This is a genomic window from Streptomyces sp. NPDC054841, assembly GCF_053611045.1.
Window position 1 is genome coordinate 1 of the sequence record NZ_JBSGZO010000266.1, and the last position, 11,695, is coordinate 11,695.

Here is an 11,695-nt window from a genome sequence, read left to right on the forward strand (position 1 = left end):
CGCCGGTCCCGCCGGTCCCGCCGGTTCCGCCGGGACCGGCGGCCCGGGCGGCCAGGGCGGCCAGAGCGGCCAGGCGACCAGGGCGAGCAGCTCCGACCGCGTGCCGACGAGGGCGAGCGTTCAGCGGGGCGGTGCCACCAGGCCCGTCTCGTAGGCGATGATGACGAGCTGGACCCGGTCGCGGGCGTCGAGCTTGGAGAGCAGTCGCGTCACGTACGTCTTGGCGGTGGCGACGCTGATGCAGAGCCGTCCGGCGATCTCGGCGTTGGCCAGGCCGCTCCCGACGAGGGTCAGCACCTCGCGTTCCCGGTCGGTGATGCCTTCCACCGTGCGCGGCGCGGCGGCCGGTGCGGGGCGGCCGGCGAACTCCTTGATCAGCCGGCGGGTGACGCTCGGAGCGATCAGGCCGTCTCCGGTGGCGACGACGCGGACCGCCGCGAGGATGTCGTCCAGCGCCATGTCCTTGACCAGGAAACCGGCGGCGCCGGCGCGCAGCGCGCCGTACACGTACTCGTCGTCGTCGAAGGTGGTCAGGACGATGACATGGGCACTGCTCGGGCCGGCCGTGATCAGCCGGGTGGCCTCGATGCCGTCCATGCCGGGCATGCGGATGTCCATCACCACGACATCGGGGCGGATGCTCTCGGCCAGCCGCACCGCTTCGGCGCCGGTCCCGGCCTCCCCGACGAGTTCGAGGTCGGGGGCGTCGGTGATCACCATCCGGAGAGCGGCGCGGACCAGAGGCTGGTCGTCGGCGAGTACGACGCGGACGGTCATCGGGCTCCTGTCGGTACGGGGAGGCGGGCGGTGACGCGGAAGCCGCCCTCGGCGCGGGGCGCGGCGGTGAACTCGCCGTGCAGCAGGGCGACTCGCTCGCGCATCCCGACCAGGCCGTAGCCGGTGCCCGTGGCGCGGAAGCCGTGGCCGCGCCCGCCGTCGAGGACTTCGATGGACAACTCGTCGGCCCGGTGGTCGACGGTCACCCGGCAGGTGTGCGTGCCTGCGTGGCGCACCACGTTGGTGACCGCCTCCTGAATGATCCGGTACGCGGACACGTCGACCTCCGGGGGCAGCGCTCGCCGCGCGCCCCGCCACCGCACATCGACGCGGACACCGGCCGCTGTCGTCGCGGCGGCCAGCCGGTCGACGTCCGCCAGGCCGAGCCCGGGATCCCGGGGCGTATCGCGCGGCGGATCGAGCGGCGTATCTCCCGGCGGATCAGTGGGCGCGCCCAGCCCCGGATCCAGGGACGCACCGAGCGGCGGTTCACGCGGCGGATCGAGCGGCGCAGCCTCCGGGGGCTGTCCGGGTCCGGCTTGACGGAGTGCTCCGAGCATGTGGCGCAGCCCCGACAGCGTCTCCCGTCCCGTGGTCTCGATGGTGGACAGCGCCTCGCGCGCCGCCGTCGGCTGGGAATCGATGACCCTGCTCGCCGCGCCGGCCTGGAGGGCGATGATGCCGATGCTGTGCGCGACCATGTCGTGCAACTCGCGGGCGATCCACAGCCGTTCGGCCGTGACCGCCTGGGCGGCGGCCTGGGCGCGCGACTTCTCGGCGTACTTACGGGTCTGGTGCGCCGAGCGGCCGACGAGCCAGGCGATGACCGCGGTCAGTGCCACGGTCAGCTCCGCCGACGTACCGACGTTCCAGCCGCACAGCACCCGCGTCGCGATGTAGCCCACCAGCACGCCGAGCGCCATGGCGAGCGCGATGATCCCCGTCCTGCGCGGCCGGGTCGCCGCGATGAAGTACACCGCGACGTCGACCGCCAGGAACTGCATCAGCGGGATCTCGCCCACGCTGAGTGGAGTCGTTTCCGCGACGGCTGCGGCGAGCATCACGCCGAGGGCCACCAGCGGGCGGCGCGGCAACAGACGGCTGCCGATCAGCACCATGACCGTGGCCACCGCCAGCGTCACCCAGCCGTCCCACCGGAACACCAGGACCCCCGGCCACACGTCCGGCGACTCCTGACCGGGCAGCCTCAGGCGCATGAGGAACGTCAACACCGTCCCCGCACCCCAGGCCGAGGCCGTCCAGACGCCCGGCGGCAAGCGCTTGAGCAGGGGGAGCGGTGGTGTGGCGGGCATGCGCCGATGGTAACGACGCACTCCCGGCAGGGCATCGGGCCGTGGTTGTACACCCACGGACGACACTCCGCCCCGCGAATGTCGGCAGCGGTCCGACGACATACGGGGCGCGCACCGACAGCGTGGTCCACGTGATCGAAGTCAACGAACTGACGAAGCGATACGGCGGCGGCACGACCGCCGTCAGGAACCTGACCTTCACCGTCCGCCCCGGCGATGTCACCGGTTTCCTCGGCCCGAACGGCGCAGGCAAGAGCACCACGCTCCGCATGATCCTCGGCCTGAACGACCCCACCAGCGGCTCCGTCACCATCGACGGGCGCCCGTACCGCGACCGCCCGCGCGGACTGCGCCACGTCGGCGCACTCCTCGACGCGCACGATGTGCACGGCGGACGCAGCGCCGTGGCGCATCTGCGCGCGCTCGCCCGCAGCAACCGCATTCCGCGGTCCCGGGTGGACGAGGTGCTGGAGGACGTCGGGCTGGCCGGTGCGGCGCGGCGCCGCATCGGCGGCTTCTCCCTCGGCATGAAGCAGCGCCTCGGCATCGCCACCGCACTGCTCGGCGATCCACCGGTGCTGCTGTTCGACGAGCCGCTCAACGGTCTGGACCCGGAGGGTGTGAAGTGGGTCCGCGGTCTGTTCCGCCGGCTGGCCGCCGAAGGCCGCACCGTGTTCGTCTCCAGCCATCTCATGTCCGAGATGGAGCACACCGCCGACCGTCTCGTCGTCATCGGCCGGGGCGAGCTGATCGCGGCGGAGAGCCTGACGGAGTTCGCGGCACGCGGCACGGGGACCGGCGTCACCGTACGCACCCCTGACGCCGCCGAGCTCACGGATTTGCTGACCGCGCAGGGCGCGGCCGTACGACGGGACGGCGGCGAACTCCTCACGGTCACCGGCCTCGACGCGCCGCGGATCGGCGAACTCGCTCTCCACCACCGCGTCCCGCTGCACCAGCTGACCACCCGTACCGCCTCGCTTGAGGAGGCGTTCATGGAACTCACCGCCGACAGCGTCGAATACCTCGCCGGAGACCCCCGATGACCACGCTCGCCGCCCTCCCCGTCGCCGAGCCCCGCGCCCGGTTCCGTGACCTGTTCGCCGCCGAGTGGATCAAGCTCTGGTCGCTGCGGTCGACGCCGTGGAGCCTTGTGATCAGCGCACTCGCCGTCATGGCCTTCAACGTGGGCACCGCCTACGACCACCACCGCTACTGGTACGAGAACCGCACCACTCCGGCCGACTTCATCGCCGCCGGGCTGCCGCTGCTGGACGCCTTCACCACCAACGCGGGCATCGTCATGATGCTCGCCGCCGGAGCGATCGGCGCGCTTGCGATCACCGGCGAGTACAGCACCGGCCTGATCCGTACGACGTTCGCGACCGTCCCGGCCCGCCGCTCGGTGATGGCGGCCAAGGTGTCCGTCATCACGGCCGTCATGACCGCTTTCGGCGCGGTCGTCGCAGCGGCCTCCTTCGCCCTGACCCAGGCGATCCTCTCCACGAAGGACGCCGGAGTCCCCCTCGGCCACCCGGGCGCCCTCCGCGTGGTCGTCTCCTCCGCGCTCCTCGCACCCCTCTGCGCCCTCGTCGGCGCGGCCCTCGGCACCGTCGTCCGCCACAGCGCGGCCGCGGTGGTCGGCAACGTGGCGATCCTTCAGATCCTGCCCTTCGTCGTCAGCGAGGACCGCCACTGGTCGGCGGTCCTCGCCCACGCCCTCCCTTTCCAGGCCTGGATGCGCCTGACCCGGACCGGCGATTACCAGGTCCCCTTCCCCTGGACCACCGCCGGCGCGTGGACGGTGTACGCGATCTGGGCGCTCGCCGCCGCCACCATCGCCGTGACCGCGGTGCACCGCCGCGACCAGTGAGCTCAGATCTATCGGAATGTCGAGGTCGGTCTGATGTGGCCGATTCGCATGCTTGTGTGTTTGCTGCCCTGGATGAAAGGTGGAATTCACCAACTACTGGAGTTACCGGGGGAATTTTCGTGATCAGGATAAAGAAGCTGTTCGCTGGGGGTTTCGCTTCATCCCTGGCGGCTACCGCGCTGATTGCCGGGACGGTGGTGGTGGCAGCTCCGGCTCAGGCCACACCGGCTGACTGCCAGCGGTACCTTGCGGATCGGGGGTACGCGCTGACCGACGCGAGGATCAACGGGTGCGCGTACGGGAAAAACACGCAATGGATTTGCTGGGGCACACTCAAGAACAGCGGTGTGCCTCAGAGCCACGCCATCAACGCTTGTGACCTGGCAGACAACTGAGTCAGTGCCCCCTTCGGCAGCGGATTCCGTCCCTGATCGCCGATCTCCGGCAATCCGGTTGACCAGGTACGGAGCCGCACGCTCGGCGGCTGACCGCGCTCAGGCAGGCTGATAGAGCGATGAGGGGACCCTCGCGGGATGTCGCCCGGTGAGGCGGCGGCGGGTCATCAGTGTGATCGTCGCCCCGCTGACGAGGGTTGTGGCCGTAGCCGTCCCACAGCCCGTACCAGCAGCGGTCAGGTACGGGTGTGCTGGGACAGCACGGAGATCAGGGTGCGGGCCACGTCGGCAGGGGCCGGGCCCTCCTGTGGGTGCTCGTCCCAGACACCGGGAACGGCCGGGGTGTCGTCGTTGCGGTAGAGGATGGGGTCCTGGGCGCCGATCAACTCGTACCAGCACGTCCCCGCGGACACCGACCGGCCGTAAACGGCGGAGACTTGGTCCCACCGCACCGGTTCCACACCGAGTCGGGCCGGGTGGAGGATCCGCGTGTACGCGTCGAAGCCGGGTGCGCAAACACCCGCCACCGTGCCGAATCCGTCATCGCCGGGCGGGCGTTGCTCCAGCCAGCGGGCGGGTGTGAGGCTGCGCCGCTCGACGCGGAGGCGTCCGTAGACGGACGAGGGCGGAAACCGGCGGACGCGCATGCCTCCAGTGTCGCCTGCGTCGTGTCGCGCATGCGCCCGAGTACGCCGGTGAGGCCGGGCTCACTCGTAGCCCCCAGCTTCGTCGTGCGGTGTGGGTGGCGGGCTTCGCGCACGCCTGGCGTGGATCCCCCTCCCGGCCCGGACATCATCACGCCGATGATCAGCAGGTAGAACAGTCCCTCGGTCACCGCTCCGATGGTGCCCAGCACGATCGCCACGACGATCAGCAGGAGAAAGAGGGCCATGGCCATCTGCTTCACCTCATATTGCGGCGTTTCTGGCCCGTCTACGGGTCTTCCGTGGCGATCGGGCGTGTCCGGTCGGTGCCGGTGTCGATGAGGATCTGCTCGGCCGTGGCGTTGCCGACGCGGACGGCCCGAGCCATCGCTGCGTGTGCCGCGTCCGGGGTCGTGTCCGGTGGGATCACCAGCAGGGAGAAGTAGTCTCGATCGCCTCGGGTGATGAGGACGGTGTCGTCACCGACCGGGAAGGAGTCGATGTGCACGACGCGGTCGTCGATGATCAGTCGTGTCGGTAGGTCTTCCCAGGCACTGGAGTCCAGGCCGACGCGCGTGACGGGTCCGAGGTGCTCGGTCAGCGCGGTGATGAGGCTCGGCAGCTCGGCGCCGATGTCACGGGAACGCGGCCACCATGCGCCGTCGAGGATTCCCTCGCGGGCATGTGTCGTCTCCAGCCGCAGCAGGGCAGTACCGGGTTTCACGGCCTCGTGGATCGCGTCCGGCAGGAGCTTCGTTTCACGCGGGGTGTCGGCATCGGACATGGTGCTCACCCGTCTGCGGGGTTCGGTATGCGATCGTTGATCGTCTGGGACGACGTCGGGGCGGCTGCCGGTTTCACCGTACTCCGTGAGCCCACGTCCACGTCCGCCTGCGGGCTGCGGTGCGGGCTGCGGGTCCACACCTGGGTTCCCGTGGAAGTCGCTGGTCACGCGCGGGTTCACAGGACCGCGCCCGGAGTACAGTGAAAGACACCGGGAGTACTTCGCACACCGGCTCCCACGTCGGTGTCGTTCTCGGCGAGCAACAACACCGGGACGTCGAAGACGCGCCCCGGGGACAGGTCCGCGCCATGGCCGCGACCATCGACCGTATGACGAGCAGTGAGCGCGTGACCTCACCACCGGCCCGCCTGTCTCTGACCCCGGCGGGGTCGGTTCCAGGTCTGCTGGACGGTGCCTGGTGGCCTCGCTCTCGCGATCTTTCCCGTGAACTCCCCGCCCTCATCGACGTGCTGGACGCATGTTGGGGCCGGATCACGCGTGTCACGGTGAACCCGGCGCACTGGCCCGTGATCCCGCGCAAGGTGCCCGTGGCGGGGCACACGGTGCACGTGGGCTGGTTCAAGGGCGAGCAGGACCCGAACAAGCTGATCCTGCTCTCGTACACCGCAGGCCGCTGGGACCTGCTGGTGATCCCGCCGGAGACCGGCGCGGCTGCCGCCGCCCGGCTGATGGCCGCCGCAGCCATCCCCGGTGGGCTCGCCACCGCCAGCGCTCTGATGGCGAGCGAGGACACCTCCCGTGAGGCGAAGGAGTCGCTGGACCGGGAAGAGGAGTGGGAGACCGAAGGCGGGCACGCCTCAGCGGCGGCTGAGAACCCGAACCCGCCCGGATCCATGAGCTCCGCCCGAGGGATGTGAGGTCATGGAGATCGCCATCACCGTGTCCGTGATCATCGCCATGATCATCATTGGAGTGCTGTGGATCCATCTGCTCAATGGGCAGCACGACGAGCGGATCGCAGCATTCCACTACGGCGACACCTTGCCGGGAATCGGCCGACGGAGCCGGAAGGGCCGACGGCCGGCAGAGCACGCCGGATCGCCCGTCATCACCACCCACCAGCCACCGCGAACACCGCGACGGGGCCGCGGATGACGCATGACCTTCTGCTGACCGGGGGCGGTGGGTGTGGCGCGACGACGCCCGCCCACCGGCACGTCGACTAGATGAACGAGGTCACCGTGAAGCCACCGGAGCCACCACCCTCGGAGGGGCGGGCCGAGGTGCGTATCGTCGCGGCGTCCCCCGAGGCCGCCCGTCGGGTCGCAGAGGCACTCCGTCGCTTCGCCGCCACCGAACAGCGCAGCTACCCCGCCGGCAGCGACGGCGGAACCCGCCTCCACCTCACCGTAGACACCAGGCGCACGGCGGAGCCCGTACGGTCCTGGTTGGCAGCCAGTCGGCCCTCCGAGCAGAACCGCACACAGACGGACGAGGTCTGAGGCAAGGACCCTCGTAGGTGCCCGGCATGAGTGGGCGGCAATCATGGCAACGCTCCACGAGCGGAAGAACTACCGCGAAGCGATCATGAAGACCCTGTACGAGGCCACAGAAGGCAATCGCCTCCTTGGCGTCACCGGGGCGAAGCTGCGCGGCGACCTGCACATGCCTGAGCAGGATCTGGCCGCAGCGTGTGCGTACCTGGCGGGCGAGGGGCTCGTCACAGTCGACTGGGCACAGGGAAACACACCCGCGATGGTCACGCTGACACATCAGGGAATCCGGCTGATGGAGGCCGAAGAGGAGCGACGCGGGTGACACGGCGCTGAAGCCCTTTCCGATTGCAGATCGCATCACCCAAGAATCCCTTATGCCGGAAAAGCGGCACAGGCATAGCATGGTCAATGGGCCGGTGCACTCTCACGTGCAACCGACCCGGAAGGGCGGCCCCGGTGTGTATACACCGGGGCCGTTGCGCACTGTCGGCACGACGGCAGGGAACGAACGGACCAGGTCCGTGTGGCGGTCGAGCAAGCCCGGAGCTGAACAAGCAGGCTGCTGAGACCGCCTCGTTGGAGACAGCGGGCTCAGCCAGTGAAGGCGGCATCGGGCCGACGGGTGAAAGGGCGCGGCGATGGCGGAGAGTGAGCGGCAGGCCGGCAAGGGCGCGGTGGACCGGTCGGAGGGGTTCGGTGAGCGGCTGCTGGGGGTGCTGCTGGACCGGGCACACGAGATGCCGCCTCAGCTGATCGCCCCGCTGATCGCGGAAGAGGTGGCCCGGGTCGGTGGCCGGGACATCTCGATCCTCCTGCAGGACTATGCACAACTCCTGCTCGTGCCGCTGCCGGGCAGGGGGCTGAGCATCGGTGAGCCCGAGCCGATCGGTGGCTCCCATGCCGGCACGGCTTTCCTGAACGCGACTCCTGTCGAGGTACCGCAGGCCGACGGCGTCCGGATGTATCTGCCATTGCTGGACGGCAGCGACCAGGTGGGAGTCCTGGCCCTCACCCTGGAGACCGTCGATGACGACGACCGGCGCCTGCTGCGCAGGCTCGCGGGACTGATCGCCGACATGCTGGTCACCAAGCACAGCTACACCGACCAGTTCTTCCTGACCCGGCGCCGCGAACCCATGAGCGTGGCCGCGGAGATCCAGTGGTCTCTGCTCCCACCGCTGGCGATGTCCGTCCCCCAGGTCGCGGTGGCCGGAATCCTGGAACCCGCCTACGACGTCGCCGGCGACAGCTTCGACTACGCACTCAACGACGACATCCTGCATGTGGCCGTGGTCGATGCGATGGGCCATGGCCTCAACGCTGCCACGATGGCCACCGTCGCCATCGGCGCCTACCGGCACTCCAGACGTGCCGGCATCGGCCTGTCCGAGATCTACGCGTTCATGGACCGGGCCATCGCCGAGCAGTTCGGGCCCGAACACTTCGTCACCGCGCAGATGATGCGCCTGAACATCGCAACGGGCCACCTGCAGTGGGTCAACGCGGGACACCCCGCACCACTGCTGATCCGCGACCACAAGGTCCTGCGGCACCTGGAGGGCCCGACCACCTTCCCGGTCGGCTTCGGCGGTGAAGAGCCCCAGGTCAGCGAGCAGGTACTCCAACGCGGCGACCGGGTGCTGTGCTTCACCGACGGCCTGATCGAGGAGCACGAAGCCGGCGAAGAGCAGTTCGGCGAGGAACAGCTCATCCACTGGGTCAACCGCATCGAGCAGACGGAGGCGGGAGTGCGCGCGGTGGTGCGCTCCCTCTCCCACGCCCTGAAGGAGGAACGGGGCGGAAGCACCAGCGACGACGCGACCCTCTTCCTCATCGAGTGGCGAGGGGGCGCCGCCGACCACCTCGCCGCCCTGGACTGAGCCGATAGCCGCCCCATCGTTGACGGAGCCGAAGCGCGCAGGCCCGCGGCTCCGAATTCGGCTGCCCAGATGGGGACAGCGCGGCTGAGTCATCGCCACGAAGGCCGCCACCTCCTCCTTGGAGATGGCGGCCTTGCTGCCACATCTGACGGCAGGTCAGGTATCCGCGTGACCGGTGCACACCCGGTGCACAAGACCCTGGAGAACAGCCGGGAACAGCGGGAAGTGCTGATCAGTGTTCCCGCAGGTCACAGCACGTCTCCGGACCTCAGGCCCAGGTGAGCCCGCCTGCACTTTAGATGTCGAAGTACAGCTCGAACTCGTGCGGGTGCGGACGCAGCTGGATCGGCGCGATCTCGTTCGTCCGCTTGTAGTCGATCCACGTCTCGATCAGGTCGGACGTGAAGACGCCGCCCGCCTGCAGGTACTCGTTGTCCGCCTCCAGGGCGTCGAGGACCGCCGGGAGCGAGGTCGGGACCTGCGGGACGCCCGCGTGCTCCTCGGGGGCGAGCTCGTAGAGGTCCTTGTCGATCGGCTCGGCCGGCTCGATCTTGTTCTTGATGCCGTCCAGACCCGCCAGCATCAGGGCGGAGAAGGCCAGGTACGGGTTCGAGGACGGGTCCGGGGCGCGGAACTCGACGCGCTTGGCCTTCGGGTTGGAGCCCGTGATCGGGATACGCATCGCGGCCGAGCGGTTGCGCTGCGAGTACACCAGGTTGACCGGGGCCTCGAAGCCGGGGACCAGGCGGTGGTACGAGTTCACCGTCGGGTTGGTGAAGGCCAGCAGCGACGGGGCGTGCTTGAGGATGCCGCCGATGTAGTAGCGGGCGGTGTCCGAGAGGCCCGCGTAACCCTGCTCGTCGTAGAAGAGCGGCACGCCGCCCTGCCACAGGGACTGGTGGACGTGCATGCCGGAGCCGTTGTCGCCGAAGATCGGCTTGGGCATGAAGGTCGCGGTCTTGCCGTTGCGCCAGGCGACGTTCTTCACGATGTACTTGAAGAGCATCAGGTCGTCGGCCGCGGCGAGCAGCGTGTTGAACTTGTAGTTGATCTCGGCCTGGCCGGCGGTGCCGACCTCGTGGTGCTGGCGCTCGACCTGGAGGCCGACGTTCTCCAGCTCCAGGGAGATCTCGGCGCGCAGGTCGGCGAAGTGGTCGACCGGCGGGGCCGGGAAGTAGCCGCCCTTGTAGCGGACCTTGTAACCGCGGTTGTCCTCGATCGCGCCCGTGTTCCAGGCTCCGGCCTCGGAGTCGATGTGGTAGAAGCCCTCGTTCGCGCTGGTCTGGAAGCGCACGCTGTCGAAGACGTAGAACTCGGCCTCGGGACCGAAGTACGCGGTGTCCGCGATGCCGGTGGAGGCGAGGTAGGCCTCGGCCTTCTTGGCGATGTTCCGCGGGTCACGGCTGTACTGCTCGCCGGTGATCGGGTCGTGGATGAAGAAATTGATGTTCAGGGTCTTGTCACGGCGGAACGGGTCCAGACGCGCCGTGGACAGGTCCGCGCGCAGCGCCATGTCGGACTCGTGGATCGCCTGGAAGCCGCGGATCGACGAGCCGTCGAAGGCGAGCTCTTCGGACGGGTCGAACGCCGTGGCCGGAATCGTGAAGTGCTGCATGACGCCCGGAAGGTCGCAGAACCGGACGTCGATCATCTTGACGTCGTTGTCCGCGATGTACTTCTTGGCGTCGTCGGCGTTCTGGAACATCCAACTCCTCCTACTCCCGACCCGGGGCAGGGGCGGGGTCGTAGCTCGGTCGTGCGGCCAGTGCGGTGGCACACGCTGCACCCGACCTTAGGCAGGCGGGATTTCTCCAGCATGACTCATTTGTTTCGCAGAAGTTAACCGGACCGGTGATGAATCATGTCCCGCCGCCCCCGGTCGGACCCGGGCAGGGGTGATCAAAAGCGCGCACAGTACCGTGGACGGGTGGACAAGAGGCAGGCAATCGGTTCGTGGCTTTCCGGCCCCCGCGCGGCGGCCGAGGACATGGGAGCCGACTTCGGCTACCGGGGCGAGCAGCTCGGACTCCCCCAGGAGGGGCCCGGGGCCATCGCCCCTCTCGGGCGGCGTTTCGGCGCCCTCTTCATCGACTGGTCCCTGTGCATGCTGATCGCATACGGGCTGTTCGCGAACGGTGACCAGCAGGCGGCCGGCAACTGGGCGCTGCTGATCTTCCTCGTACTGAGTGTGCTCACCGTCGGCACCGTCGGCAGCACGCCCGGCAAGCGGATCCTCGGTGTCCGCGTCGTTGCCGAGGACGGCGGACGGCTGGGCGTCGTCCGCGTGATCGTGCGGAGCGTGCTGCTCTGCCTGGCGATCCCCGCGCTCATCTGGGACCGCGACGGGCGCGGACTGCACGACCGCCTCTCCCGCGCCGTTCAGGTGCGCATCTAGGGCCTGTCCCTGGCGCTCAGGTGCGGGTCTCCCCGGATCCGGCTCGGGGGACGAGTACGGATTGCGGGGTGCTGATACGCGGCACGGATACGCAGTACGGATACGCAGTACGGATACGCAGTACGGATACGCAGTACGGATACGCAGTACGGATACGCAGTACGGATACGCGAAGGG

Annotated in this window: 14 protein-coding genes; 9 read left to right on the plus strand and 5 right to left on the minus strand. The window is 69.1% G+C overall.

From position 1 onward, the window contains the following. Positions 1-120: 120 nt before the first annotated feature. Both ACWGI8_RS28480 and ACWGI8_RS28485 read right to left on the minus strand, forming a co-directional pair. Positions 121-777 (minus strand): response regulator, encoded by a 657-nt coding sequence (locus ACWGI8_RS28480; RefSeq protein WP_453665172.1) that lies wholly within the window; start codon positions 775-777, stop codon positions 121-123. Further along, entirely contained in the window at positions 774-2,090 is a 1,317-nt protein-coding gene (locus tag ACWGI8_RS28485) for a sensor histidine kinase (protein ID WP_453665174.1), read from the minus strand. The genes ACWGI8_RS28480 and ACWGI8_RS28485 overlap by 4 nt, the downstream gene beginning before the upstream one ends. Before the next feature lie 131 nt (positions 2,091-2,221). Between ACWGI8_RS28485 and ACWGI8_RS28490 the strand changes: the two genes are divergently transcribed. The 3 genes from ACWGI8_RS28490 to ACWGI8_RS28500 all read left to right on the plus strand — a co-directional run bounded on the left by ACWGI8_RS28490 (position 2,222) and on the right by ACWGI8_RS28500 (position 4,195). Further along, positions 2,222-3,136: an ABC transporter ATP-binding protein gene (locus ACWGI8_RS28490; RefSeq protein ID WP_453665176.1), complete on the plus strand. Its 915-nt coding sequence runs from the start codon at positions 2,222-2,224 to the stop codon at positions 3,134-3,136. Beyond that, on the plus strand, positions 3,133-3,963 hold the full coding sequence (locus ACWGI8_RS28495) for an ABC transporter permease subunit (RefSeq protein ID WP_453665177.1): 831 nt from the start codon (positions 3,133-3,135) through the stop codon (positions 3,961-3,963). Before ACWGI8_RS28490 ends, ACWGI8_RS28495 begins: the two co-directional genes overlap by 4 nt. Before the next feature lie 79 nt (positions 3,964-4,042). Beyond that, a complete protein-coding gene (locus ACWGI8_RS28500; protein ID WP_453665178.1) occupies positions 4,043-4,195 on the plus strand; it encodes a hypothetical protein in 153 nt (50 codons plus the stop codon). 399 nt (positions 4,196-4,594) lie between these two features. Here ACWGI8_RS28500 and ACWGI8_RS28505 read toward each other — a convergent pair whose 3' ends face one another. Together ACWGI8_RS28505 and ACWGI8_RS28510 are read right to left on the minus strand one after the other, a co-directional pair. Further along, complete coding sequence (locus ACWGI8_RS28505) at positions 4,595-5,005, minus strand: hypothetical protein (RefSeq protein ID WP_453665180.1); 411 nt, start codon at positions 5,003-5,005, stop codon at positions 4,595-4,597. Positions 5,006-5,291: 286 nt separating this feature from the next. Continuing rightward, the gene (locus ACWGI8_RS28510) at positions 5,292-5,786 is read right to left on the minus strand and encodes a DUF5994 family protein (protein ID WP_453665181.1); all 495 of its coding nucleotides are present in this window, start codon (positions 5,784-5,786) and stop codon (positions 5,292-5,294) included. 308 nt (positions 5,787-6,094) lie between these two features. On the opposite strand from ACWGI8_RS28510, the gene ACWGI8_RS28515 reads away from it, so the two are divergent. The 5 genes from ACWGI8_RS28515 (at position 6,095) to ACWGI8_RS28535 (ending at position 9,123) form a co-directional block, all read left to right on the plus strand. Continuing rightward, on the plus strand, positions 6,095-6,664 hold the full coding sequence (locus ACWGI8_RS28515) for a DUF5994 family protein (protein WP_453665182.1): 570 nt from the start codon (positions 6,095-6,097) through the stop codon (positions 6,662-6,664). A 4-nt stretch (positions 6,665-6,668) separates the two neighbouring features. After that, positions 6,669-6,902, plus strand: coding sequence for a hypothetical protein (locus ACWGI8_RS28520; protein ID WP_453665184.1), 234 nt, complete (start codon positions 6,669-6,671; stop codon positions 6,900-6,902). Between the two features lie 71 nt (positions 6,903-6,973). Continuing rightward, positions 6,974-7,249: a hypothetical protein gene (locus ACWGI8_RS28525; RefSeq protein ID WP_453665185.1), complete on the plus strand. Its 276-nt coding sequence runs from the start codon at positions 6,974-6,976 to the stop codon at positions 7,247-7,249. 43 nt (positions 7,250-7,292) lie between these two features. Next, positions 7,293-7,565 (plus strand): hypothetical protein, encoded by a 273-nt coding sequence (locus tag ACWGI8_RS28530; RefSeq protein WP_453665186.1) that lies wholly within the window; start codon positions 7,293-7,295, stop codon positions 7,563-7,565. 316 nt (positions 7,566-7,881) lie between these two features. Continuing rightward, entirely contained in the window at positions 7,882-9,123 is a 1,242-nt protein-coding gene (locus ACWGI8_RS28535; protein WP_453665187.1) for a PP2C family protein-serine/threonine phosphatase, read from the plus strand. Positions 9,124-9,418: 295 nt separating this feature from the next. Here ACWGI8_RS28535 and glnA read toward each other — a convergent pair whose 3' ends face one another. Beyond that, positions 9,419-10,828 (minus strand): type I glutamate--ammonia ligase, encoded by a 1,410-nt coding sequence (gene glnA, locus ACWGI8_RS28540; protein ID WP_453665188.1) that lies wholly within the window; start codon positions 10,826-10,828, stop codon positions 9,419-9,421. A gap of 222 nt (positions 10,829-11,050) precedes the next feature. On the opposite strand from glnA, the gene ACWGI8_RS28545 reads away from it, so the two are divergent. After that, positions 11,051-11,518: an RDD family protein gene (locus ACWGI8_RS28545; RefSeq protein ID WP_453665190.1), complete on the plus strand. Its 468-nt coding sequence runs from the start codon at positions 11,051-11,053 to the stop codon at positions 11,516-11,518. Positions 11,519-11,695: the final 177 nt, after the last annotated feature.